This is a genomic window from Rhodococcus sp. NPDC047139 (assembly GCF_040643435.1).
Lineage (GTDB): Bacteria > Actinomycetota > Actinomycetes > Mycobacteriales > Mycobacteriaceae > Rhodococcus.
The window spans coordinates 123,512-148,344 of record NZ_JBEYUH010000002.1 but is presented as its reverse complement, the minus strand read 5'-3'; the positions used below and the strand labels follow the sequence as shown (position 1 = coordinate 148,344).

Genomic DNA, 24,833 nt, shown 5'->3' with positions numbered 1-24,833 from the left:
GGCGTGCAGACACGAGCGGGGACCGCTTCCGTGGAAGGGTCCCCGCCGGTGAGTGGTGCGGTCAGGCCGTGCGTGCGATGAGCACCGGGCACGGCGCCTTGTGCAGAAGATTCTGGCTCGTGGATCCGAGCAGTGCGGCACGGAACTGTCCTCGGCCGTGGCTTCCGACCGCAACGAGCTGTGCGTCGTCGAGATGCGCGAGCAGAACCTTCGAGGAGGGACCGCGGTCGATCACCCGCTCGACGGTGACGTCGGGGTAGCGGTCGCTCCAACCGGCCAGAGTCTCGGCGAGAACGGCGGTCTCCGAGGATTCGACGGCATCCCAGTCGACGAGCGCGGCGGTGGCGCCGACGCCGAGTGCGGCATCGCCGATCCACGAATGCACGGCCCGGATCGGAACGTTCAGCACCGACGCGAGCTCGAATGCCCGAGTGACTGCGGCAGCGGACAATTCGCTTCCGTCCACGCCGACGACGATGGGCCGGGAGTCGGGCAGGGGGGTAGCGGTGTCGCCGCGCCACACGACCACCGGGCACGGGGAGTGGTTTGCGACCCGCAGGACGGTGGATCCGAGCAGGAAGTTCTCGAGTGCACCCGCTCCTGTGGCGCCCATGACCACCAGGCGTGCGTCCTCGGCGGCTTCGAGCAACGACTTGGCGGCGGGGCCGGGACCGATGAAGCTCTCGATCTCGAGATCCGGGTGGTCGGCGCGGATCTTCTCGGCGGCCTCGGCGAGGAGCTTCTTTCCGTCCTCCTCGAGCTGCTGGATCATCTGCGACTGCACCAGGACCGCGGCTTCGCTGTAGAAGATGCCCTCCGGGGGCATGGAGTGCACGAGGTGAAGAGGTACCCCGAGACGCGACGCCACGGCGCCGGCCCACCGCGCTGCCGCTACAGCAGTTTCGGAGCCGTCTACGCCTGCGACGACCGCCTTACCGGTGCTCGGTGTGCTCATCGATATCTCCTTCTGGTTGCGGCGCCCGGCTTCCCGTGCGCCGGTCGGCTCGAGGTCACGTTACCGTCCCGTTGCGGCGGCCACTCGTCGTCGACGGTGTTCATGTTCCCGGACCGGGGCGGTCGATACCAGAGGCCTTAGTGCCCGATCAGCTCCACAATCGGCGGGCCGCACGGTAGGACTTCTTCCATCCCTTGTCGAGAAATTGCGCCTGCGCGTCGCCGATCTCGGTCTCGATGCGGAACAGGATCCCGAGCCCGAAACTGGTCTCGGCGATATGGCCCTGCTCGGCAAGCATGTCCAGCAGATGTTCCCGCGCCACGACGGAGTCCTGGAACTCACCGAGCAGATCCTGAAAGTCGTCGAACCGGTCGAGGATCCGGCCGGTGCGTGCCGGTCGCAGCGGTGCGATCACCTCGATGGCGTAACGCATCCGCTTGGCGCCTTTGCGTGCCCGGTGCATCAGTTCGTCGCGTTCGGTGGAGTCGGCGGCGTCGCCGACCTTCGCGACGCGGCGGGAAACCTTCCTCGCGAGTGCTTCGAGCGCGCGGAGAAGTTCCTTCCGTGCCACCTTCGGCCGGGTACCGACCGCCTCCGTCGCGGGAGCGAGATCGGATATCGCCGCCTCGAGACGGGTGAGCAGGTCGACGTACCGATCGGAGTTCAGGGTCTCTACGGCCTCGAGGCGAGCGGCCTCCGACTTGGCCGAGAAGTACTCGTCTATACGGGCTCTGGTTGCTTCCCGGTGCGACTCGACCGGAATGTCGACCACTCGGTCCGCCAGTCGTTTCCATTGGACCTCCAGATCGCGGGAGGGGCTGAGACGTCTTCCGAGCCAGCGCAATTCGTCGACGATTGTGGGATCCACGGTGATTTCGCCGGAATAGGTCTGCAGGGCGCTGCGTAACCTCCGCGCCGCCTTGCGCATGCCGTGTACCGATGCGGGCGCATCGCGGCGCACCGCGATGTCCGACAACTCGAGGGTGTGCAGTTCGGTTGCCAGATAGTCGCGTATCGGGACCAGACCCTTCGCGAGCGGAGGGCGGGTGGGGATCAGGTCGCCGAGCACGCGATGGAGCTTCGACGGGCTCTCCGAACGGATGATCCCGGCAGCAGCGAAACGCTCCTCCAGCGCCGAGAGGAAATCGGTGATCGTCTCCTCGCCGAGATCGGAGTTCCATTCGACCTCTATCTCCCGCCAGCAGGTCCGGGATCCGTCCGCCTCGCGCACGGCATCCACGTCGTCGACGACCACCTCGGCGACGAGGGTGCCGTCGGCGGCGCGAAGCCGGTGCCGACGGCGTTCTGTATCGAGCAGCGCGGCCAGGCCCACCGGGGAGCCGCGGACGATCCCGCGCAGCAGGCCGGACAGGTCGGCCGGGGTGTCCTCGGCCGAATCGTCACCGAGTGGAAAATGCAGTTCGGTACGGGTATCGAGGCCGGACGGGAGTTTGAGATGCCACCCCGCGTCGTCACCGCCCTCACGCCGCCGCAGTGTGATCTTCGAACGCAGCAGGTTCAGATCGGCGGTGTCGAAGTACTGGGCCGACAGCCCGATCCGGTCGACATCGACCGTGTCGACGGAGGGCAGCCCCGCCAGATCCGGAAGCGGCTGGTCGGCGGCGGCGGCGTACTTGCGTTCGGCCTCGTCCGCGATGGTCAAGGACGGTGTGCTCGGCATCCATCTCTCCTTCTCGATACGCGTCACCCTCCACCTTGCCACGGCGTCCGATATGCGGCGATCGTCCGAGTGTGATCTGCCGATACCGGGCAAAGGGCACTTCGACCCTGGTCAAGGCAGGCTTTCGGGGTGATCATGGTGCGACGCGGGGGGGTGCGGAGGATAGGGATGAAGGTTCTTGTTTCGGTGGCGAGTCGACACGGTTCGACCGAGGAGATCGCCACGGCGCTCGCGGCTGCGATGCGTCACCACGGCGCGCAGGTGGACGTGAGCGCGCCCGAACAGGTCGACGAGGTCGACGTCTACGACGTCGTGGTACTCGGCAGCGCCGTGTACCGCAGCAGGTGGCTGCGGAGTGCTCGCGAATTCGCAGAGCGCCACGCGTCGGCCCTGCGCGGGCGCGACGTCTACCTCTTCTCGTCGGGCCCGGTCGCTACGGGCGGGCGGCAGGTGAATACGTCCTACGACGCGTGCGCCGTCGCCGAACGCACCGGAGCATGCGAGCATCGCACCTTCCCGGGAAAGTTGGATCCGGCGGTGCTCGGCACCGGCGAGCGGATGGTCGTCAAGATGGTCGGCGCCCCCTCCGGGGACTTCCGGGACTGGGACGCGATCGGAGCGTGGGGCGCGCGAATCGTTGCGCGGACGGAGGCCGGAGAGCGCGATCTCGACGGGGTCGGCTCGACTTCCTCACGGCGCGGGATGCATCGGTAGCGACCCGGTTCGAATCGCAGTCCGGGCGTCAGCCGGAGTCGCGGCGATAGTGGGTGCTCAGTTCGGCGGCGCGGTCCCAGCACGACCAGTCCACCGGACGTCCGGCCAACTGGGCCTCGACCACTTCGAATCCGGCATGCCATTCGGCGCCGTGTGCGAGGGCGTCTTCTTCGTCGTCCGTGGTGTGGGTGAGCGTGAGCCAACATCCGCCGGAGCCGTCGGGCGTGAGTTCCCAGTGCAGAACGTCGGCGTCCCAGAGGTATTCCAGCACCCGGCCGACGCGCACCGTGAGCACGCTGCCTGCACTGGTGTGCCCTTCCGGGAGGACGGAACGGCGGGTCTGTTCCTGTGGGCAACGGAATTCGAGCGTAGCGCCGGGGGTGAGCTCGACCTCGACCACAGCGGGGAACCAGTCACGGAGGTGCCGGGGATCGGTGAGAACGCTCCATACCTTCTCGGGAGGGTAGGGGAACGAGCGTTCGAATCGGAGGGCCACCCTCCCGTCATAGGTACGCGAGATGCTGCCGATATCCATGGGAACCTCCAAGACGAGACCCGCCGGTCAGCGGGGTCCTGGTGTGCTGTTACCCCATGCTGCCAGGTTTCGGCGGCTTACGAAGCGGGTCGGCCGACCTGTGATCGGATCGTCGAACGACAGGGACCGGGCAAGGAGCTGCAGTGGGTCCGAATAATCCTGTGGCCCAACCTCGTACACATTCGGGTACAGGTTGTCGCCGATGATCGGCAGGCCTAGCGAGTTCATGTGTACGCGAAGCTGATGCGTCCTGCCGGTGAGCGGTCGCAGACGGTAGCGCGCACGGTTGCCGGCCGTGGCCGTGACGTCGACTCGGGTCACCGCGTTGACGGGGCCGTCGACCTCGCGGGCCTGCAGCACGCCACGCTCCTTGACGATGCGACTGCGGATCTCGAGCGGGAAGTCGAGGTGGGGTGCCGCGTGAGCGATCGCCTCGTACTCCTTCTCCACGAGCCGCTGATCGAACAGCATCTGATAGGCGCGCCGCGCCTCGCGCCGGACGGTGAGCACCAGTACGCCGGCGGTGAGCCGATCGAGCCGGTGGACGGGGGAGAGTTCGGGAAGGTCCAGTTCCCTGCGTAACCGGACGACAGCGCTCTCCGTCACCCACGAGCCGCGCGGCGTGGTCGCCAGGAAGTGCGGCTTGTCGACGACGAGCAGGTTCTCGTCACGATGGAGGATGTCGATCTCGAAGGGAACGCGTGGTTCTGCAGGAGGATCACGATAGAGATACACGAATTCGCGCGGCATGTATCGGGTCGAGCGAGTGATCGGCGTACCGTCCTGTATGACCACTTCGCCGCTTTCGACCTTTTCGGCGATACGTGCTGCATCACCCGGGAAACGTGCCGAAAGAAACTCCGATATGGTGGCCCACCTGCCGTTTTCCGGCAGTCGTAGGCGGGTCGGGTTCAACCCGTCGCGAACGGGGAGCGGAGCTTCGGCCACGGATCGTCAGGCTAGTCCCACCCCCGCAGTCCCGGATCCCGGGACCGGAGATAACGCGGCCGGGCTTTCCCCGATAACGATTGTGTGCAAGCCTGCTCAGAGTTTCTGCACCGTCGATACCCTGGGGCGGAAGCGAAGAATGTTACTGGAGTGCAAGGGGAGCTTTTTGTGACGATTTCGGCGGGATCCGGAAGACGTCGGCGGGGGGAACGCACTCTCGTTCGGCTACTCGTGACAGCGGTGGTGCTGCCGCTGGCGCTGATGTTCAGCGGCCTCGGAGCCGGGACGGCCGCGGCCGATCCGTACACACGGTTCCACGAGGACATGGTTGCCGCGCCGGGTGGGGTCGGTGCGATCAAGGTGCGTATCTGGCGTGCGAACAACGGCAGCAACAAGGCCGTCTATCTGCTCGACGGTCTGCGCGCCACCGACGATGTGAGCGGTTGGGAGCACGAGACCAACGCGGCATGGCTGGCCGACCACGGCGTCAACGTGATCATGCCCGTCGGAGGACAGTCCAGCTTCTACGCGGACTGGTATGCGCCCAGCAATTTCAACGGTCAGCCCTACACCTACAAGTGGGAGACCTTCCTGACCGAGAACCTCCCGGCCCATCTCGCGAACGCCTACGGCATCGACCGCAACAACAACGCGGTGGTCGGCCTGTCGATGGGTGGTAACGCGGCGCTCGTTCTGGCTGCCTACCACCGCGACCAGTTCAAGTTCGCAGGTTCGATGTCGGGTTACCTCAACCTCTCGGCTCCTGGGATGCGGGAAGCGATCCGGCTGGCGATGATCGATGCCGGTGGCTTCAACTCCGATGCGATGTGGGGTCCGCCGTGGGATCGCGCCTGGCTGCGTCACGATCCGTTCGTGGCCGCTCCGAGGATGCGCGGCCTGCCCATGTGGATCTCGGCATCGAGCGGCCTGCCGGGTCGGCACGACCGTCCCAACTCGTTGATCGGGGTGTTCAACACCACGAATGCGATGGGACTCGAGGCTCTCGCCCTGACCCAGAACCGTGCATTCCAGATTCGCCTGCTGACGCTCGGCATCGACTCCGCACACTTCTCGTTCCCGAGCACAGGAACCCACACGTGGTCCTACTGGCAGGACGAACTGTGGGCGATGCTCCCGATGCTGAAGTCCTCGATTGGTGCCTGACGCTGCCACGTCGCTGGTCGGTCGCGTCGTCCTGGTGACGGGAGCGACCAGCGGCGTGGGGGAGTCGACGGCCCACGCCCTCGGTGCCGCGGGTGCCACCGTCATTCTCACCGGGCGCAACATCGACCGCGGACGGGATGTCGCCGCGGCGATCGGTTCCGGAGCCGAGATGCATCGTGTGGACCTCGCCGATCTGTCGTCGATCCGTGCGTTCGTGGACTCGATCGGCGAGCGGCAGATCGACGTGCTCGTCAACAACGCCGGTGTCATGGCGGTTCCGCTGCGACGTACAGTCGACGGATTCGAGATGCAGATGGGGACCAACCATCTCGGCCACTTCGCGCTGACCGGGTTGTTGCTGCCCCGGATCACCGGTCGTGTCGTCACGGTGTCGAGTGCTGCCCACCTGGTGGGCCGCATGGACCTCGCCGACCTCAACTGGGAACGACGACCGTACAACCGTGCCGCGGCGTACGCACAGTCGAAGCTGGCGAACCTGATGTTCAGCCTCGAGCTCGAACGCCGCCTCGCCGAGGCCCGATCGCCCGTGTGCGCGGTCGCCGCACACCCGGGTTACGCGGCGACCGAGGTCGGGAGCCACACCGGCACCTGGTTCGACCGGCTGTTCGGCTTCGGCAAGACGATCCTGCAGCGCACTCCGGACGAGGGCGCGGAATCAGTGGTCGTCGCCGCGTCCGATCCCGGGATCACGGGAGGATTCGTCGGACCGCGATTCCTCCTCTACGGTGCGCCCGGACGGGCCGGTATCGCGCGACGAGCGCGCGACCGGGAGAGCGCCGCGCGCCTGTGGGAACTGTCCGAGGAACTCACCGGAGTGCGGTTCACCCTGGGGCGGCAGGTCTGAGAGGCCGGGGCGTACGGCGCATCGGCACGTGGTCGATGCCCGCCTCGGGGTAGTTCGGACCCGTACGCACGAAACCGAAACGGCCGTACCAGTTCTCCAGGTAGGCCTGAGCGGAGATGTCCACCACCCCGGCGCAGGTCGCGAGCGCTGCGTCGATCAGCTCGCCGGCGAGGCCGCGACCGCGTGCGTGCTTCGCGGTCGCGACGCGACCGATGTGGGTGATGTCCCCGTCGGCGAGCACGCGCAGCGTCGCGACGATCTCCTCGCCGTCCTCCGTCCAGAAAAGCTCGGTGGTCGGCTCGAGGTCGCGCCCGTCGAGTTCGGGTTCGCTCGTGATTCCCTGCTCGTAGACGAAGACGTCGGTGCGTAGCGCCACGATCCGATACAGCGTCTCGGGACGGATGTCTCGTAGGGCGGCGTGATGAACGGACGGCATTCTGCCGATGCTAGGCGGTGCGAACCGAACTTTCAGTCGCCGGTCGTGAAGTCCTCGAGCAGACCCGAATAGCGCTTCTGCGGAGGAGCGGCGAACTCACCTCGCTTACCGGTCGAGAGTCGCATCGTGACCAGCGACTGCACTGTGAGAGTTGCGGCCGCGACGCCGTCGACGACAGGAGCGCCGATGTCGGCGGAGATCTGCGCGCACAGATCCGACATCCCGGCGCAGCCGAGCACCACCACGTCCGAACCGTCCTCGTACAGCGCGTCGAGGCACGCCCCGGTGACGATCTTGCGCGCATCGGGGTCGGTGTCGAGCGCCAGTACCGGTATCTCGCAAGCATGTACGCCGCGACATGCCTCCCGCATGCCGTACCGTCCGGCGAGATCCCAGGCGCGCCCGGTGGTGCGACCGAGTGTGGTGACCACCGAGAAGCCTCGACCGAGCATGCTCGCGGTGTGCATCGCCGCCTCGGCGATTCCCACCACCGGACCCGATGCGATCTCGCGTGCCGCGTCGAGCCCCGGATCCCCGAAGCACGCGATCACGTAGCCGTCGGCACCCTCGCGTTCGCCCTTGCGGATCTCGTCGAGAAGCCCCGGGACGGCGAGTGCCTCGTCGTAGTGACTCTCGATCGAGGCCGGGCCCATCGACGGGCTGACAGCCTCGACCGACGTGCCCGGGCCGGCGACGGCCCGGGCACATGCTCCGATCCTGGCGGTCATCGACCACGTGGTGTTCGGGTTGACGACCTTGATGAGCATTACTGTTGGGCCGCTTCCTGCTCGGGTGCTGCGGGGACGCGAACCGCGAGTCGGGTGCGGGTCGCGAGCACGTAATAGAGGGCGAAGCCGAGGCCACATCCGATGAACCAGCTGTACTGGGCGGCGGTCTGCATGCCGGGAGCGTGGTTGAACAGCACCGGGATCATCGCGATCACCGCGCCGACGACGGTCGCGACGACGGCGGCCGGGTTGTAACCCTTGCTGTAGAAGTACGCGCCCTTCTCGGACATCGTGAACAGATCGTCGACGATCACCTTCTGCTTGCGCACGAGATAGTAGTCGGCGATGAGGATGCCGAAGAGTGGGCCGATGAAGGCACCGAGGGTTTCGAGGGTGTAGTGGATGACCTCGGGATTGTTGTACAGATTCCACGGCGTGATGAGCACCGAGCCCACCGCGGCGATCATGCCACCGGCACGCCAGCTGATCTTCTGGGGACTGACATTGGAGAAATCGAAGGCCGGTGAGATGAAGTTCGCGACGATGTTGATGCCGATGGTCGCGATCGCGAACGTGAGCGCACCGAGAACGATCGCGAAGGTGGAGTCGATGCGGGCGACGGTCTCGACGGGATCGGTGATCAGTTCGCCGTATACCGGCAGGGTGAGCGACGCGGTGATCACCACGAGAAGCGAGAACACCAGGAAGTTGACCGGAAGGCCGAGGAAGTTTCCTTTCCTGACCGCCGCATAGGACTTTCCGTATCGGGAGAAGTCACCGAAGTTGAGCATCGGGCCCGAGAAGTACGACACCACGAGGGCGATCGCGCCCAGCATGACCGGCACCGACGACCACCCCGTATGCGTGACAGCTCCGAGGGTCAGATCGATTGCACCCCAACCTGCCTGGGATATGAGGTAGCCGCAGAGCAGGAACATCACCACGTAGACCGCCGGGCCGCAGAAGTCGATGAACCGGCGGATCGACTCCATTCCGCGCCAGAACACGCACGCCTGCAGCACCCACAGGGTCAGGAAGCTGACCCATCCGAGTGCGGACAAGCCGGCGAATCCGTAATCCTCGACCACCGCATAGGGGGCCAGGGACGGGAACAGCTTGATCAGCACCACGTCGAGCGCTGCCGAGGCGAGGAAGGTCTGGATCCCGTACCACGCCACCGCAATCAGGCCGCGGATGATCGCAGGGATGTTCGCACCGAGTACACCGAACACGCTGCGGCAGATCACCGGGTAGGGGACACCCGTGACCTGGCTGGGCTTCGCGACGAGATTACAGAAGAAGTAGACGATCGTGATTCCGACGAGCAGAGCCACGAGGACCTGCCAGCTGGCCAGGCCGAGGGCGAACAGGCTGCCGGCGGTGACGTAACCACCGACGCTGTGGACGTCGGACATCCAGAACGCGAAAATGTTGTACGACCCCCACCGTTGGTTCTTCAGCGGTGCCAGATCGTCGTTCGTCAGGCGCGGGTCGTAGGAGGGCGGTGCCTGGGGTGACGGGATCGGGGCGCCGCCATCGGCGTGGGGTGTCAGCAGTTCGGTCATGCCTGCTCCTGTGCGAGGGGAGAACACCGTCGTTCCGGCGCGCGGCCGGGCGGGCGGAAACGGAACGAGCGGGAGATCAACGGCGCTGGTGAAATCCGACGTACCGACGCTAACGACGCGATATTGCCGACGAGTTACCCGAACTGTATATCTTCTGCCGACAACAGTCCGGCCTCGGGCGAGAGGGTGGCGATCGCGTCGTCGAGTCGCCGATTGTGGTGCTCGGACGCCGCGAGCAACCGTTCGGGGTCGCGTGCGAGGAAGGCCTCGAGCATGGCTTCGTGTTCGGCGTGGAGTTCGGCGCGTTCGGTATCGCTCACGTGAACCATGGGCTGGACGGGTTCGGTTATGTTCCAGGCGTATTCGAGCATGTGAAGCAGTCGGTGCATGCGCGAGGGGCGAGTGAGAGCCATGTGGAAGGTTCGGCTACCGCGATGATAGGCGCGTGAGTCATGGTCTCGCACAGCACGTTCGAGTAGCAGATGTGCTTCCTCTACGCGCCGGTCGTCTTCCGCGGTGGCATTGCGTACCGCTGCTGCAAGGGACGCCGATTCGAGACTCTCGCGGACGAGATACATCTCGCGCAACTCCGCGACCGTCAACTGCGCGACGATGTACCCGTGGTTCTGCCGGTGGGTCACGAGGCCTTCACCGATGAGGGTCTTCAGTGCTTCCCGGACCGGAATTCGGCTCACCCCGAACAGTTCCGCGACTTCACCGACAGGGATCGGAGTGCCCGGAGGTGCGGCACCGGAGAGGAAAGCGCGCCGCAACTCCTCGAGTATCGCGTCCTGGGGCCGGCCCGGTACGTCGACGTGCAGGCCGTCGAGCAACGCGGATCTGCGGAGACTTGCCACGACGGGTCTCCCTTCGTCGCCGGAACTCGAGTGCTCGACCCTGCGAAATTAGACCGCCGGTGTTACATCCCCGTCTCGGTTGCGTGAAGGGGGCAAGGCGGCGTTCCGCCGGCTTCCTCACCCTCCGCCACGCGGCGGTAGGTACGGGAACGACGGCAGCTCCTTCGGGGTGGTCGGTGCGCGCGATGTGGTCGGCCGGCTCGTCCCGGTGCCGGGCGCATCGTCCGCATCGCCGCGCCGGGGCGGACGACCGTCCTCGTCTTCGTCCTCGTCCTCATGTCCGGGTCCGCCACGCCTGGTGAAGCCTGCGCTGGTCGACGTCGCGGTGGTGGTGGGTGCGGTAGAGGATTCCACTGGCGGGACCGTGGTCGTGGTCCACGTGGATGTCTCGTCGACGAGTTCTTCTGTGGTGGTCTCGACGGATTCCGGCGCGGGGGCGGTCTCGGTTTCGGTCTCGGCCTCCGGTCGAGGCGTGGTGGTCGCCGCCGGATCCGCGCCGAGCGTCGGTTCGGTTGCGGGGCGCGGGATCGGTATGTCGGCAGGCTCGGCTCCGGGGAACACGAGCGATGCACCGACGCCGACAACTACGAACGACGCGATGGTCACAGCAATGATCGGAAGGGTACGTTTCGCCCGGCGATCGCGACGGGGAAAGCCTTCCCGGTCCACCGGGTCGAGTCGTCGGCCGAGGTCGAACAGCTCGGCCTCCGACGGTTGCACCGCCAGCACCCTTCCCCGGAGGTGCCCAGGCAGTGGTGCCGGCGGGAGAAGAGAGAACGTCCCGAGAGCATTCGGCACGCGGGTTACCGCGCGGTCGACGAAGTCCTGCGCGTGGGCGAGGATGCGACCGTCACCCCCGGAGCCGAGCACCGCCTCCGTCTCGTGGGACGTGAAGTGGTGCCGGACCGTGAGATCGACGACCTCGCGGGCAGTTCCGTCGAGCAGATGCACGGCCTCGCGGACCTCGAGCACTTCGGGAGCGGCCTTGTACGCCGGGTCGGTGGCGGGGAGATATTCGAGCGCGGAACCGGTCCGGTTCAGTACACGGATGCATTCGGCGCGCACCACGGCATACAACCAGGCGCGGAACAGGCCCGGATTGCGTAGCGACCGGATACGCGCGGTCGCCGTCCAGACGGAGTCGTTCACCACGTCCGAAGCGGCCGAAACGTCGACGAAGCCGCACGCATATGCGTACAGCTCGCGGGCGAAACGGTCGTATACCGCTGCGGTGGCGTCCGGCGCTCCGCTCCGCAGTGCTGCCACGAGCTCGCGATCCAGACGTCCGGGGTGGTGCCCCATCGATGGAACCTCCGTGTCGTGCATGCGCACCGAGCGCGTGCGGCCGTGAATTCCGAGGCAGTCTACGAGCCGATCCGTCCGACGGCGACGAGGCGATCCAACGAGGACTGTTGCAGCGGGACGCGCGTCCGTATGGTGGCGGACATGGGATGGGAGACGAAGGATATTCCTGATCTTTCGGGGCGGACGGCCGTGGTGACAGGAGCCAACAGCGGCCTCGGAGCAGAGACGGCGCGTGCACTGGCGAGGGCGGGTGCCGACGTCGTGCTGGCCTGTCGCGACGTAGCCAAGGGCGAGGCCGTCGCGGCCGACCTCGGCGACCGTGCCCAGGTTCGCCGCCTGGACCTGGCCGATCTGGCGTCGGTGCGCTCGTTCGCCGAGGAGGTGCGCTCGGCCTACGACCGCATCGATGTCCTCGTCAACAACGCCGGTGTCATGGCGGTGCCCTTGCGGCGAACGGCCGACGGATTCGAGATGCAGATCGGTACCAACCACTTCGGCCACTTCGCGCTCACCGGCCTGCTTCTCGACCGCATCACCGACCGGGTCGTGACGGTCAGCAGCGCGATGCACCGCATCGGCAGAATCGACCTCGAGGACATCAACTGGGAGCGACGCCGGTACGAGCGCTGGCCCGCCTACGGACAGTCGAAACTGGCGAACCTGTTGTTCGCGTACGAACTGCAGCGCCGCCTCACGGCAGCGGGGTCGAGCGTGAGATCGCTTGCCGCACATCCAGGTTATTCGTCCACGAATCTGCAGTACCGCAGCGAGTCCTGGCACGGGAAGATCGTCGAACTCGTCACCCCGATCATCGGGCAATCCGCGCAGGCGGGCGCGCTGCCGACCCTCTACGCGGCGACCTCCCCGGATGCGGAACCCGGCGGCTTCTACGGGCCGGATCGCTTGTTCGAGTCGCGTGGCCACCCGAAACGCGTACAGTCCAACTCGCGCTCGCACGACGAGATGCTCGCCCGCCGGCTGTGGGAGTTGTCGGAGCAGTTGTGTTCGGTCGAATACTCGATACCGTGACCGTCAGGTCAGGGTGAACGAGACCGGCGGCAGTTCGTCCCGCCGGCACAGACCTGTCTGGTCCACGAGATCGAGGGTTCGCAGGTAACGACGGACGAGGTCGCCTGCGGACAGGCCGGCATCCGACGCGGAACGCAGTGCGGACGCGAGTCCGTCTCCACTGGCCCAGCGGTAGATCGAGGGAACGGCGACCGGATCCGGATCCGGCCCCACTTCGAGACCGTGGTGCTCCTCGCGTCCGGCGAGTTCGCTCCACAGCCGCGAGGTGGCGCGCAGAGCCTCCTCGACGGCCGGGGTGGTGCGGCCCGGGGCACCGACGGTTCGCCGACGGGTCTCGCCCAGAGCGCTGGACGCGACGGCGGCGAGTTCGGCAGGCGTCAGTCCCGACCAGACGCCGGTGCGCACACACTCGGCGACGAGAAGATCGTTCGCGCAGTAGATCCTGCCGAGCCGGCGGCCGTCGTCGGTGACGTGGACCGATTCGCCCAGCGGATCTCGGAGCAGATAGCCCCGTTCCTCGAGCAGATCCAGTGTGCGGTCGAAGGTGTCGACGAGGCGGCCGGTGGCCGTGCCGATCTGCGATCTCATACGTTCGGTGTCGCCGTGTAGCGCGCTGCGTCGTGCGGAGAGGGCGAGGCGACGATCCCTGTCGCCGCGCCGATGCGCCGGATGCGAGCGCACCGCTCGTGCGAGCGAGGCGACGAGATCGGCGGTACCGGTCCGGCGCGCCGCGGCAAGTCGGTCGCGCAGATGCCGGTACTCCGTGAACCCCTCGACGTCCCCGAGTTCGGTGTCGAGTTCGCGCAGCGCCACCGCGTTCGCGCGAACCGCGTCGCTGAGGGCGGCAACGGACCGCTCGGCCTGGTACTGCGCGAACGAGCGCCGGAGGAAATCCCTGGAACCGGAGATTCCGCGGGCGGCGACCAGGTTGACCGCCGTGTTGTACCCCACGCGCAGTGAACTGTGCAGCGGATAGGAGCGGGCACCGGCGAGACCGGCAACGGTCGCGGGGGCGGCCTCGGGACTCCACAGCACGACGGCGTGTCCCTCGACATCGATGCCCCGTCGGCCGGCGCGTCCGGTGAGCTGGGTGTACTCGCCCGGGGTCAGGCGCACGGGGCCGTCGGCCGTGGGTTTGACGAGACGCTCGAGGACGACGGTCCGCGCCGGCATGTTCACGCCCACGGCGAGAGTCTCGGTGGCGAACACGACCCGCACGAGACCGCGCGCGAACAGGTCCTCGACGGTGTGCCGGAATGCGGGTATCAGGCCTGCGTGGTGCGCGGCGAAACCTCGTTCGAGCCCTTCGAGCCACTCGGCGTGGCCGACCGCGTCGAGATCGGCGGGTGGCAGAGCGGCGGTGTGCCGGTCGGCGACCGCGCGGATCTCGGCGATGTCGGCTGCCTCGGTGAGACGGAGGGACGAATCGAGACATTCGGCGACCGCATCGTCACAACCGTTGCGACTGAAGCGGAACCAGATTGCAGGTAAGAGCTGTTCGGCCTCGAGACGGGCGACGATGCCGGGCAGGTCGCCGCCGGTGGGCCCGGGCGCCTCGCGCACGCGCCGCCGCCGTCGGCCCCGACCGGTCGAACGACCGGGTGCGGCTTCGACGAGTTGGCGGTGGGCGATGTACCGCTCGAGGGTCTCGTCGACCGTGCCGGAGGGCGACAGCAGATCGAACAGACGCCCGCCGGCGAGCATGTGCTGGGTGAGTGGCACGGGCCGGGTCTCCTCGAGGACGACCGCGAGGTCTCCCCGGATTCCGCGCAGCCACCCGCCGAACTCCTCGGCATTGCTCACCGTGGCGGACAGGCTCGTCAGGCGCACGTCGTCGGGGAGCGAGAGGATTGTTTCCTCCCAGACCGCGCCGCGCTCGCGGTCGGCGAGATAGTGCACCTCGTCCATGACCACGTGGGTGAGGCCGCGCAGTAGTGGGGAGTTGCCGTGCAGCATGCTGCGCAGGACTTCGGTGGTCATGACGACGACGGGTGCGTGGGGGTCGAGCGAGATGTCGCCGGTGAGCAGGCCGACGTGATCGTCACCGAAGCGACGCGACAGGTCGAGGTATTTCTGATTGCTCAGTGCCTTGATGGGGGTGGTGTAGAAGCACCGCCCCGCAGATCCGAGCGCGAGCCGAGCGGCGAATTCGCCGACGACGGTCTTGCCGGCTCCGGTGGGCGCACACACCAGCACGTCCCGGCCGTCCTCGAGAGCGCTGCAGGCCTCGATCTGGAAGTCGTCGAGAGGAAAATCGAGTTCGGTCGCGAACATCGTGAGCTGCGACCGGTCCTGCGTGCGCACGTGTCCACGTTACGGGGCCGCGTGGACACGTGCGCCGCGGAGCAGTTCGTTCTCGATCACACGAGGAGGGACGTCAGTCCTCGGTCACCTCGAGTACGACGTCGATGTTGCCGCGCGTCGCGTTCGAGTAGGGGCACACCTGGTGAGCCTTCTCGGTGAGTTCGAGTGCCTTCTCGCGGGGAAGATTCGGAAGCGTCACCTCGAGGGTGACGGCAAGACCGAAACCGCCGGCGTCGGTCGGCCCGATACCCACTCGGGCACCGACGGCGGAGTCGCTGACGTCCACCTTCTCCTGCCGGGCGATCATCTGCAGCGCAGAATGGAAGCACGCGGCGTATCCGGCAGCGAAGAGCTGCTCGGGGTTGGTGCCCTTGCCGTCTCCACCCATCTCGGTGGGGAGCGACAGGTCGAGGTCGAGCTTTCCGTCGCTGGTGCGCGCGTGGCCGTCGCGTCCTGCTCCGGTGGCGAGTGCTTCGGCGGTGTAGATGATGTTCACGATGTCCTGCCTTTCTTCAGGGTGCGCCGGGTGCTTCCTGCAACGCGGCGGTCAGGCGGTGGAGCGTTTCGCGTAACGCGACCAGTTCGTCGACGTCGAATCGGCTGTTGCGTGTCACGCAGGCGGGTATTTCCGCGGCCACTGTCCGGAGTGCATCCCCTGATTCGGTGAGCTGGACGACGACACGACGCTCGTCGCTCCGTTGCCGGTGCCGCTCGACGTATCCGGCGTTCTCGAGTCGCTTGAGAAGGGGGGACAGTGTGCCTGTGTCGAGGTCGAGCGCGTCGCACAGTTCCTGCACGCCGCGTGCATCACGTTCCCAGAGGGCCAGCAGTACGAGGTACTGCGGGTAGGTGATGCCCAGCCGGTCGAGATGCGGCCGGTACGCCGCGGTGACGGTGCGCGACGCGCGGTAGAGCGCGAAGCACACCTGCTGGTCGAGTTCGAGGGGTGACGACACGGGAATGAATGTAGTGCACCTTTATGTTGTGCACAACATTAACGGCCACAATCCATATTGTGCCGCAGATCACATATTTCCGGGAATTGAGGACATCACCGGCACGTTACTTGAGTGAGACTGGCTCAAGTTCTAGAGAAAGGCTTCGGAATGCCGGCATTCTTCGGGCCCGGTGGGCCCGGCCGACTCGATATCACGCGTTTCATGAGCCGTGGTACCCAAGACCTCATGGCACTCGCCGCGCGCTACGCCACCGACCGGGGCGACGCGGAGCTCGACGTGCTGCACCTCCTCCGCGCAATGGCGGAGCAGGATCCGTCCCGTGCCGTCATGACTCGCGCCGGAGCCGACCCCGCAGACGTCGTTGCCGCGGTGGACCAGCGGCTGCCCCACAGTCGTTCGGGCGAGGCCGTCTCGGTGCCCGCAATGACCAGCGCCGTGAAGACCGCGCTCTTCGAAGCGCATCAGCTCTCCCGCGCGCTCGGCTCCACCTACATCGATCCCGAGCATCTGTTCTTCGCGCTCGCGGCCGACCAGACCCGCGCTCCGGGACGACTGCTCGCTTCGCTGGGCGTGACGCCGCAGTCGTTGCAGACGGCTCTGCAGCCCGGCCCTTCGGCCTCCCCGGCCGAGGAATCGCCTACGCCCACGCTCGACAAATTCGGTGTCGACCTCACCGAGCGTGCTCGCGGCGGTGGTGTCGACCCGGTCATCGGCCGTGCAGACGAGATCGAGCAGGCGGTCGAGATCCTTGCCCGGCGCACCAAGAACAATCCGGTGCTGGTCGGCGAGGCCGGCGTCGGCAAGACGGCCATCGTCGAAGGACTCGCCCAGCGCATCGTCGACGGCGACGTGCCGGAGGTTCTGCAGGACAAGCGCATCGTCCAGTTGGATCTGACCGCTATGGTCGCCGGAACCCGTTATCGGGGCGACTTCGAGGAGCGCCTCACCACCGTGCTCGACGAGATCACTGCCCAGCAGGGTCGGCTGATCGTCTTCATCGACGAGATCCACACCGTCGTCGGAGCAGGTGCGGGCAACGAGGGTGCGATGGACGCCGCCAACATCCTCAAGCCCAAACTCGCGCGCGGAGAACTGCATGTGGTCGGTGCGACCACGCTCGACGAGTACCGCAAGCACATCGAGAAGGACCCGGCGCTCGAGCGTCGCTTCCAGCCGGTCAAGGTCGACGAACCTGCCCGGGACGACGCTCTCGCGATCCTGAAGGGGCTCGCCGATCGGTACGCCGAGTTCCACCGCGTCCGCTACACCGACGAGGCGCTCGAAGCCGCCGTCGATCTGTCGATGCGTTATCTGCCCGACCGGAACCTGCCCGACAAGGCCATCGACCTCGTTGACCAGGCCGGTGCGCGCCTGCGACTGCGGGTGCCGCGCACCGATGTGAACGAACTGCGTTCGCGGCTGGCCGAACTCGAAGCGGAGAAGGACCGTGCCGTCGAAGCCGAACAGTACGAGGAGGCCTCCCGTATTCGCGACGAGATCCTCCGCGTCCAGAAGCGGATCGACGGCGGGGGCGGGGTTGCCGAGGACAGCCCGGCCGTCGAGCCGGAACTGATCGCCGAGATCGTCTCGCGCGCCACCGGTGTCCCGGCCTCGCAGATGACCCGCGCGGAGAAGGAGAGGCTGCGCACCCTCGAGGACGAGCTGCACAAGCGCGTCGTCGGTCAGGACGAAGCTGTGCACGCCGTGGCACGCGCCGTGCGGCGCAGTCGTTCCGGAATGAGCGATCCGCGTCGTCCCGTGGGCAGTTTCCTGTTCCTCGGTCCCACCGGTGTGGGCAAGACCGAGCTCGCGAAAGCTCTTGCCGAGGTTCTCTTCGGTGACGAGCGCACCATGTTGCGTATCGACATGAGCGAGTTCGGAGAACGGCACACCGTCAGCCGGCTCGTCGGCGCCCCGCCCGGCTACGTCGGATACGGAGAGGCCGGCCAGCTCACGGAGCAGGTGCGCCGTCATCCCTACTCGGTGGTTCTGCTCGACGAGATCGAGAAGGCGCACCCGGATGTCTTCAACACCTTGTTGCAGGTTCTCGACGACGGTCGCCTCACCGACGGTGAGGGACGCACGGTGGACTTCACCAACACCGTCGTCATCATGACCAGCAACCTCGGCTCGGACATCATCTCGAGTCGCGGTGGTGCGCTCGGTTTCACCACGGGCGACGCCGAGGCGGCGGAGAAGCCGCTGCGCGATCGGGTGATGGGTCGGCTGCGCGAATCGATGCGGCCGGAGTTCCTCAACCGCATCGACGAGATCGTGATGTTCCGCAAGCTCGACGACGATCAGCTGCACCGGATCACCGAGCTGCTTCTGGCCGAGAGCCGGAAGAGGCTGCAGAGCAAGGGAATCGACCTGGAGTTCACGGCCGATGCAGTGGCGTGGATCGCTCGGCACGGGCATCAGCCGGAATTCGGCGCCCGGCCGTTGCGCCGTTCGATCTCCCGATCGGTGGACGACCGCATCGCCGACATGCTGCTCGACGACGCGCTCGCCGCAGGTGACCGGGTGACGGCGGATGTCGTCGACGGTGAACTGCTCTTGCAGGTGAGCTGACACGAACGATGTGAAGGGGAGAGGCGCGATGCGCCTCTCCCCTTCACCGGTTTCAAGCCGTGACGAGGCGTCGGATCGCGTCGAGCGGCAGGTGCAGCCACGAGGGCCGGTGCCGTGCCTCGTAGACCACCTCGTAGACCGCCTTGTCGAGCTCGTAGCCGCGGAGCAGGGCACCTGATTCCCGCGGATCCGTGCCCGAGGCTGCGGCGTAACCGTCGCAGAAGGCAGCGTAATTGCGTTCTGCCCACTCGCGCGCCCGGAACTCTCGCTGGGAAGCGACGCCCCCTTGTTCGGATTCGCGGATCGAATGGTGCGCTGCGTAGTCGAACGATCGCAACATGCCCGCCACATCCCTGAACGGGCTGTCGGGCTTGCGGCGCTCCTCGAGCGATTTCGCCGGTTCTCCTTCGAAATCGATGAGCAGCCACCGCTCGGGGGTGCGCAGCACCTGACCGAGATGCAGGTCGCCGTGGATGCGGTGCACGGGTATCCGGCCCAGCGCGGCGACCTCGTCGAATCGTTCCCGGATCCCATCGGAGAGTTCGGCGAGTTCGACGACCTCGGCCGCCGCGCTCTCGAGTCGACGTAACATGCCCTCGGCGAGTTCGGAGGCGGCGCGCTCGCCGGTTCCGAGGGCGGATCCGAGATGAGCGTGGACATCCGCGACGGCTGCCCCGATGCGATGGGATTCACCGGCGAAATCGGTCCCGACCTCGTCCGCACGGAGATCCCCTTCGATGAGCAGGTCCCGCACGCTGCCGAGTGCCATCGACCAACCGTCTGCCGAGTTCGCCGCGAAGTCCTGCACCATCGACAGGGTCGTGCGCACCCCGTCGACCTCTGCATCGATCCATGCGCGGATCGGCGCGATCGACCGGCAGCCGGACTCCCCGAGTGCGAGCGGCAACTCGACATCCGGATTGATTCCGAGCGTCAGTCGTCGGAACATCTTGAGCAGCAGCTTCTCTCCGAGGACTACGGAGGTATTGGACTGCTCCGCGCCCAGCGCCCGCCCTCGTAACCCGGGTTCGATGACCGACCCCGGGACGGTGTGGAGATCGACGGGGCCCTGGCCCGTAGGAGCGCCGCTCGCCAGATTCCGGGAGTAGCGGTCGAGGATCTCCTGATCGCGCAGTCCGTCGTAGACGTAGACACCCCGATTGCGGGAATCGTCCGGGCCGACCACGCTCCACGACTGCAACTCGTCGGGCAGGTGCGGTCGGTAACCCAAGGGAACCTGGTAGATCTGATCGGCCGTCGACTCGAACGAGACCTTCACCAGTAGATGATCGACTCCGAAACCGGGCTCCTCCACGAGCGGATCACGCAGGACCACAGCGATTCCGGTGATGTTCTGGCCCTTCGCTGCAAACCACCGCTGGTGCGGCATCCACACGCGCAGATCGTGAACCAGTTGCTCGTTCGGGTAGAGCTCGAGGTTGGGTGTGGTCATCGCCGCACCGCCGCTTCCGCCTCACTGCTCACCGGATGGTCGCCCGGTCCCTCCTTTTCCGGATCGGGTTGCAGTGCAAACCAGAAGAATCCGTGGCCGGGCAGGGTGATCATGTAGCCCTCCTCCGTGATCGTCGGGAACGGCACGGATCCGGTCAGCTCCACCGGAATCCATCCGCTGAAGCGCGACAGGTCCAGAACGACCGCCTGGGGATAGCGCGACAGGTTGTTCACGCACAGGATGACATCGCTGAAGTTGCGTTCCGGCCCCGGCGGCATCTCGCGCAGATAGGACAGGATTGCCGGGTTGGCGCTGCCGAGTTCGGTGAACGACGCCTTCCCGAAGGCCGGATGCTGCTTGCGGACCTGGATCATCCGCCGCGTCCAGTGCAGGAGCGAATTCGTCGAATTCATCTGTGATTCGACGTTCACCGCCTGATAGCCGTAAGTGGCATCCATGATGACCGGCAGATACACCCTGCCCGGGTCCGCTCGGGAGAAGCCCGCGTTGCGGTCGGGGGTCCACTGCATCGGCGTCCGCACCGCATCCCGGTCGCCGAGCCAGATGTTGTCGCCCATGCCGATCTCGTCGCCGTAGTACAGGACGGGGGAGCCGGGCAGGCTGAGCAGCAGCGCGGTGAAGAGTTCGAGTTGGTTGCGGTCGTTCTCGAGCAACGGCGCCAAGCGGCGGCGGATCCCGATGTTCGCGCGCATCCGAGGATCGGTGACGTACTCGGCGTACATGTAGTCGCGTTCCTCGTCGGTGACCATCTCGAGGGTCAGCTCGTCGTGATTGCGGAGGAAGATGCCCCACTGGGCAGTCTTGGGGATCGGCGGAGTCTGGGCGAGGATCTCGGAGATCGGGAAGCGATTCTGCCGGCGTACCGCCATGAAGATGCGTGGCATCAACGGGAAATGGAACGCCATGTGGCACTCGTCGCCGATCTCGGGTTCGCCGAAGTACTCGACGACGTCCGTGGGCCACTGGTTCGCCTCGGCCAGCATGACCCGGCCCGGATACTCGGCGTCCATCACCGCCCGGCACTTCTTCAGGAAGGCGTGCGTCTCGGGGAGATTCTCACAGTTCGTGCCTTCCCGCTCGAACAGATACGGGACTGCGTCGAGACGGAAGCCGTCGATGCCGAGATCGAGCCAGAACCGCAGGACGTCGAGCATGGCGTCCTGCACCTCGGGGTTGTCGTAGTTCAGATCGGGTTGGTGCGAGAAGAACCGGTGCCAGTAGTACTGCTTGCGCACCGGATCCCACGTCCAGTTGGACGTCTCGGTGTCGACGAAGATGATGCGGGCTTCCTGGTACCGGTCGTCGACATCCGACCACACGTAGAAGTCTCCGTACGGCCCGTCCGGATCCGACCGTGACTCCTGGAACCACGCGTGGGTGTCGGACGTGTGATTCATGACCAGGTCGGTGATGACCCGGATACCACGCTTGTGTGCCTCGTCGAGGAATGTCACGAAGTCGTCCACGCTGCCGAACTCGGGTAACACAGCGCGGAAGTCGCGGATGTCGTATCCGCCGTCGCGCAGCGGGGAATCGTAGAACGGTGGCAGCCAGATGCAATCGGCGCCGAGCCACGCGATGTAATCGAGCCTTTCCGTCAACCCGCGCAGGTCGCCGGTTCCGTCGTTGTTCGAGTCGTTGAATGCGCGCACCAGAACCTCGTAGAAGACCGCAGTCTTGAACCAGTCCGGGTCCACGGGCAGGCTACGCGCATGGGCGAAGTCTCCGGCCTGGGTCTCGACGAGATGTCCGTCGGCGGTATGTTCGTACTCCGGTATTCGGTCGGCCGGATCCGGCATGGCACCTCCGTGCTCGTCGCGTCGCAGGATGACTCGACCCAGAATGCCCCGGTCGGCCGATTTCCACACCCCGAGCGAACCGAACGCTATGTGAGTGCGGGTGTGTGCCGATAGATTGGCGGGCATGATTGCGAACCGGCCCGAAGGGCGGGTGGCCGAGTTGTGCACCCGCATGCGTTCGTTCATCGACGACGAGGTGATACCTCTCGAGCCCGCACTGAGTCGCCACGACGACAAGGCGGCCGAGGCGCTCGCCGGCCTGAAGGCCCGGGCGAAGGAGCTGGGACTGTGGGCTCTCGGGCATCCGGAGGAGATGGGTGGTGGCGGGGTTCCCTTCCTGGACTTCGTCTATCTCAACGAGATCATCGGGCGGTCCGAATACGGGCAGCTGGCGGTCGGGTCGGTGTCCATGCAGGACGCACTGATGATCCAGCGGCACGGCACCGCCGAGCAACGCGAACGCTGGATTCCTGGTCTCGTCTCCGGCGACATCCTGCCGTCTGTCGGTATTACCGAGCCCGAAGTCGCGGGATCCGATCCTGTGCTCGTGCAGACCACCGCCCGGCTCGAGGAGGGCGAATGGGTGATCGACGGGCACAAGTGGTTCACCACCGGGGCCGCGCAGGCCGGATACTGCACGGTCTTCGCCCGCACCGAATCCGAGTCGACGCCGCTGCATCGCAGCATCAGCGCGATCATCGTGCCCATCGACACACCCGGACTCGAGATCGTGCGTTCGATACCCACGATGGGGCACGACCCGAGCGATCACTACGAGGTGCGCTACACCGGCGTGCGGGTTCCCGAGGAGAACGTGCTCGGTGAACGCGGCAACGGCTTCGTCGTCGCGCAGGACCGGCTCGGTCCGGGACGGATCTTCCACTGCATGCGGTGGCTCGGCCAGGCCCAACGAGCCTTCGAACTCATGTGTGCCCGCGCCAACTCCCGCTTCGCCCACGGTTCGTTGCTCGCCGAGAAGGGCGAGATCCAGCGCTACATCGCCGAATCCGCCGCCGACATACAGGCAGCTCGCCTGATGACTCTCGACGCCGCACGGGTCATGGACGCAGGAGGGGACGCCCGGGTCCAGATCGGGCTCATCAAGTTCCGTGGGGCGCAGATGCTGCACGATGTCGTCGACCGCGCTATCCAGGTGCACGGTGCACTCGGGCTCACCGCCGACACGCCGCTCGAGGGCATGTACCGGCGGGCGCGGTACGCCCGCATCTACGACGGTCCCGACGAGGTGCACCGGATGTCCACGGCACGGCGGATGTTGCGTGATCCGGAACGGGTGCCGTGGCGGTAGCAGCACGGTCGGGCACCCTCGCCATGTGACGGGTACTACGTGCTCCTCCCACTAGGGCCTTTCGGCTCCGCGCGGCTTCGATGCAACTATGTGGCGTGGCAGTCGAAGGGGCGGGCAACGCAGCTCGGACGAACGAAGATGTGTCCGACATGCGGTCGCGATGTCCGATCGACGAAGCGGCACGCAGGATGCGCATCGGATGTGCCGGTCTCGAGGACACTCTGCGCGTGATCACCTCGTCGGCCGTCGAGCTGATTCCGGGGGCCGAGCATGCCGGTATCGCCTTGCGCTCGTCCGGCCTCGGTTTCGATACCCGTGCCGCGACCGGCCACCTGCCGACTGCGCTCGACGTCCTTCAGCAGGAGTCCGGTGAGGGACCCTGCGTGCAGTCGATGCGGGACGGAAGAACCGTTCTCGTCGCCGATATGAGACACGAGGCGCGTTGGCCCGCCTTCGCCTCCCTGGCGAATTCCGCGGGTGCCGGCTCCCTTCTGGCGCTGTGCCTGTTCACCGACGTGGTGCACGGAGTTCTTCACGTGCACAGTTCTCGCGGCGGAGCGTTCGGCGCGCGCAGCGTCGAGGTGGGGACGAGCCTGGCCACTCACGCCGCCCTCGCGCTGATCGCTTCTTCCCGGGAGGAACAGTTGCGCACCGCCCTCGCGTCGCGTGATGTCATCGGGCAGGCCAAGGGCATGCTCATGGAGCGCTTCGAAGTGGGCTCCGACGAAGCGTTCGTACTGCTGCGGAAGCTGTCGCAGGAACGCAACGTGCCGCTGCGCAAGATCGCGGGGCACGTGGTCGAGACCGGACGATGACGGCTGCTCGCTCCCGAGCGCACACTCTCACGCCAGTTCGGGAGGGAAACCTCCGGTGGCCACCGGGCCCCACCTGTTCGGCGTGATCCGGATCAGCGACTTGCCCTGATCGCGCATGGCCTGCCGGTACTCGTCCCAGTCGGAGTGCTCACCGGCGATGTTGCGGAAGTACTCGACGAACGGTTCGACGTCGTCGTGGGCGTCGAGTACCTCGGCCGTTCCGTCGACCTGCACCCACGCGTCGTTCCAGTCGTCCGAGAGCACGACGACGCCGACCTCGGGGCGGACGCGGGCGTTGCGGGTCTTGGCGCGCCGTGGATAGGTGGCGATCACGATTCGCCCACTGTCGTCCACGCCGCCGGTGACGGGTGAAGCCTGCGGTGTGCCGTCGTCGCGCTGCGTCATCAGGATCATCCGGTGCCGGGGGCGGACGAAGTCGAGCAGTTCGTCGAGGCCGACGGCGGTGTTCGTGGCGATCTTGCGGGCCATGCACAGTCTCCTGTTCCTGAAGTGTCACGACTCGAGGAGCGCTGCGAGTCGCGCGAGGTCCTCTTCCACCATGCCTGTGTCGCGGTCGAACTCCTCGTCGGTCTGTTCGATCCGGCGAACGGTGAATACGAACTCGGCGCCGTCCGGATGCGGGAGCACGCGCATGGGGTTGTACACGCTCGTGCCGGACGGCATCGTCACCTCGTGATCGAGGACCCCGTAATCGTTGGCGGCGAACCGGTAGACCCGCTCCGGTGCGCACCGGACGACCCGAGCGATATGGCGACTGCGGACGAGCTGTGTGCTCACCTCGAGAACACTAGAACGCTCG

23 protein-coding genes are annotated in these 24,833 nt (G+C 66.5%); 7 read left to right on the top strand and 16 right to left on the bottom strand.

Annotation, left to right across the window (positions count from 1 at the left end; all coding sequences use genetic code 11):
- Window positions 1-61: 61 nt before the first annotated feature.
- Window positions 62-955 carry a universal stress protein gene (locus tag ABZ789_RS02835; RefSeq protein WP_358418630.1) on the bottom strand — a complete coding sequence of 298 codons (894 nt, stop codon included), beginning with the start codon at window positions 953-955 and terminating at the stop codon, window positions 62-64.
- A gap of 148 nt (window positions 956-1,103) precedes the next feature.
- Complete coding sequence (locus ABZ789_RS02830) at window positions 1,104-2,636, bottom strand: CYTH and CHAD domain-containing protein (protein WP_358418628.1); 1,533 nt, start codon at window positions 2,634-2,636, stop codon at window positions 1,104-1,106.
- Window positions 2,637-2,804: 168 nt separating this feature from the next.
- On the opposite strand from ABZ789_RS02830, the gene ABZ789_RS02825 reads away from it, so the two are divergent.
- Window positions 2,805-3,350 (top strand): flavodoxin domain-containing protein, encoded by a 546-nt coding sequence (locus ABZ789_RS02825; protein WP_358418625.1) that lies wholly within the window; start codon window positions 2,805-2,807, stop codon window positions 3,348-3,350.
- Between the two features lie 28 nt (window positions 3,351-3,378).
- On the opposite strand, the gene ABZ789_RS02820 is transcribed toward ABZ789_RS02825, so the two are convergent.
- Complete coding sequence (locus tag ABZ789_RS02820) at window positions 3,379-3,885, bottom strand: SRPBCC family protein (RefSeq protein ID WP_358418622.1); 507 nt, start codon at window positions 3,883-3,885, stop codon at window positions 3,379-3,381.
- 27 nt (window positions 3,886-3,912) lie between these two features.
- Window positions 3,913-4,833, bottom strand: coding sequence for a pseudouridine synthase (locus ABZ789_RS02815; protein WP_358418620.1), 921 nt, complete (start codon window positions 4,831-4,833; stop codon window positions 3,913-3,915).
- 261 nt (window positions 4,834-5,094) lie between these two features.
- On the opposite strand from ABZ789_RS02815, the gene ABZ789_RS02810 reads away from it, so the two are divergent.
- Window positions 5,095-5,997, top strand: coding sequence for an alpha/beta hydrolase family protein (locus ABZ789_RS02810; protein WP_358419213.1), 903 nt, complete (start codon window positions 5,095-5,097; stop codon window positions 5,995-5,997).
- Window positions 5,987-6,862 carry an oxidoreductase gene (locus ABZ789_RS02805; protein ID WP_358418617.1) on the top strand — a complete coding sequence of 292 codons (876 nt, stop codon included), beginning with the start codon at window positions 5,987-5,989 and terminating at the stop codon, window positions 6,860-6,862. The genes ABZ789_RS02810 and ABZ789_RS02805 overlap by 11 nt, the downstream gene beginning before the upstream one ends.
- On the opposite strand, the gene ABZ789_RS02800 is transcribed toward ABZ789_RS02805, so the two are convergent.
- From ABZ789_RS02800 to ABZ789_RS02780, 5 genes are all read right to left on the bottom strand, one after another.
- The gene (locus tag ABZ789_RS02800) at window positions 6,840-7,298 is read right to left on the bottom strand and encodes a GNAT family N-acetyltransferase (RefSeq protein WP_358418614.1); all 459 of its coding nucleotides are present in this window, start codon (window positions 7,296-7,298) and stop codon (window positions 6,840-6,842) included. The genes ABZ789_RS02805 and ABZ789_RS02800 overlap by 23 nt on opposite strands.
- Before the next feature lie 32 nt (window positions 7,299-7,330).
- Complete coding sequence (locus ABZ789_RS02795; protein ID WP_358418611.1) at window positions 7,331-8,065, bottom strand: aspartate/glutamate racemase family protein; 735 nt, start codon at window positions 8,063-8,065, stop codon at window positions 7,331-7,333.
- A complete protein-coding gene (locus ABZ789_RS02790; protein ID WP_358418608.1) occupies window positions 8,065-9,591 on the bottom strand; it encodes an NCS1 family nucleobase:cation symporter-1 in 1,527 nt (508 codons plus the stop codon). The genes ABZ789_RS02795 and ABZ789_RS02790 overlap by 1 nt, the downstream gene beginning before the upstream one ends.
- 134 nt (window positions 9,592-9,725) lie before the next feature.
- Window positions 9,726-10,448 carry a GntR family transcriptional regulator gene (locus ABZ789_RS02785; RefSeq protein WP_358418605.1) on the bottom strand — a complete coding sequence of 241 codons (723 nt, stop codon included), beginning with the start codon at window positions 10,446-10,448 and terminating at the stop codon, window positions 9,726-9,728.
- Window positions 10,449-10,565: 117 nt separating this feature from the next.
- Entirely contained in the window at window positions 10,566-11,750 is a 1,185-nt protein-coding gene (locus ABZ789_RS02780; protein ID WP_358418602.1) for a sigma-70 family RNA polymerase sigma factor, read from the bottom strand.
- A gap of 144 nt (window positions 11,751-11,894) precedes the next feature.
- Here ABZ789_RS02780 and ABZ789_RS02775 point away from each other — a divergent pair, with 144 nt between their 5' ends.
- Entirely contained in the window at window positions 11,895-12,782 is an 888-nt protein-coding gene (locus tag ABZ789_RS02775) for an oxidoreductase (RefSeq protein WP_358418599.1), read from the top strand.
- 3 nt (window positions 12,783-12,785) lie between these two features.
- Here ABZ789_RS02775 and ABZ789_RS02770 read toward each other — a convergent pair whose 3' ends face one another.
- The 3 genes from ABZ789_RS02770 to ABZ789_RS02760 all read right to left on the bottom strand — a co-directional run bounded on the left by ABZ789_RS02770 (window position 12,786) and on the right by ABZ789_RS02760 (window position 16,042).
- Window positions 12,786-15,086: a DEAD/DEAH box helicase gene (locus ABZ789_RS02770; RefSeq protein ID WP_358418597.1), complete on the bottom strand. Its 2,301-nt coding sequence runs from the start codon at window positions 15,084-15,086 to the stop codon at window positions 12,786-12,788.
- A gap of 73 nt (window positions 15,087-15,159) precedes the next feature.
- Window positions 15,160-15,582, bottom strand: a complete 423-nt coding sequence (locus ABZ789_RS02765) for an organic hydroperoxide resistance protein (RefSeq protein ID WP_358418594.1) — start codon at window positions 15,580-15,582, stop codon at window positions 15,160-15,162.
- 16 nt (window positions 15,583-15,598) lie between these two features.
- Window positions 15,599-16,042: a MarR family transcriptional regulator gene (locus tag ABZ789_RS02760; protein WP_358418592.1), complete on the bottom strand. Its 444-nt coding sequence runs from the start codon at window positions 16,040-16,042 to the stop codon at window positions 15,599-15,601.
- A 150-nt stretch (window positions 16,043-16,192) separates the two neighbouring features.
- Between ABZ789_RS02760 and ABZ789_RS02755 the strand changes: the two genes are divergently transcribed.
- The gene (locus tag ABZ789_RS02755; protein ID WP_358418589.1) at window positions 16,193-18,616 is read left to right on the top strand and encodes an ATP-dependent Clp protease ATP-binding subunit; all 2,424 of its coding nucleotides are present in this window, start codon (window positions 16,193-16,195) and stop codon (window positions 18,614-18,616) included.
- 52 nt (window positions 18,617-18,668) lie between these two features.
- Here ABZ789_RS02755 and ABZ789_RS02750 read toward each other — a convergent pair whose 3' ends face one another.
- Both ABZ789_RS02750 and treS read right to left on the bottom strand, forming a co-directional pair.
- Window positions 18,669-20,069, bottom strand: coding sequence for a hypothetical protein (locus tag ABZ789_RS02750; protein WP_358418586.1), 1,401 nt, complete (start codon window positions 20,067-20,069; stop codon window positions 18,669-18,671).
- Window positions 20,066-21,889: a maltose alpha-D-glucosyltransferase gene (gene treS / locus ABZ789_RS02745; RefSeq protein ID WP_358418583.1), complete on the bottom strand. Its 1,824-nt coding sequence runs from the start codon at window positions 21,887-21,889 to the stop codon at window positions 20,066-20,068. Before treS ends, ABZ789_RS02750 begins: the two co-directional genes overlap by 4 nt.
- A gap of 124 nt (window positions 21,890-22,013) precedes the next feature.
- On the opposite strand from treS, the gene ABZ789_RS02740 reads away from it, so the two are divergent.
- Window positions 22,014-23,198, top strand: a complete 1,185-nt coding sequence (locus ABZ789_RS02740; protein WP_358418580.1) for an acyl-CoA dehydrogenase family protein — start codon at window positions 22,014-22,016, stop codon at window positions 23,196-23,198.
- Between the two features lie 149 nt (window positions 23,199-23,347).
- Entirely contained in the window at window positions 23,348-24,013 is a 666-nt protein-coding gene (locus ABZ789_RS02735) for a GAF and ANTAR domain-containing protein (protein WP_358418577.1), read from the top strand.
- 27 nt (window positions 24,014-24,040) lie between these two features.
- On the opposite strand, the gene ABZ789_RS02730 is transcribed toward ABZ789_RS02735, so the two are convergent.
- On the bottom strand, window positions 24,041-24,502 hold the full coding sequence (locus tag ABZ789_RS02730) for a PPOX class F420-dependent oxidoreductase (RefSeq protein WP_358418574.1): 462 nt from the start codon (window positions 24,500-24,502) through the stop codon (window positions 24,041-24,043).
- 24 nt (window positions 24,503-24,526) lie between these two features.
- Window positions 24,527-24,811, bottom strand: coding sequence for an SRPBCC family protein (locus ABZ789_RS02725; RefSeq protein ID WP_358418571.1), 285 nt, complete (start codon window positions 24,809-24,811; stop codon window positions 24,527-24,529).
- Between the last annotated feature and the right edge of the window lie 22 nt (window positions 24,812-24,833).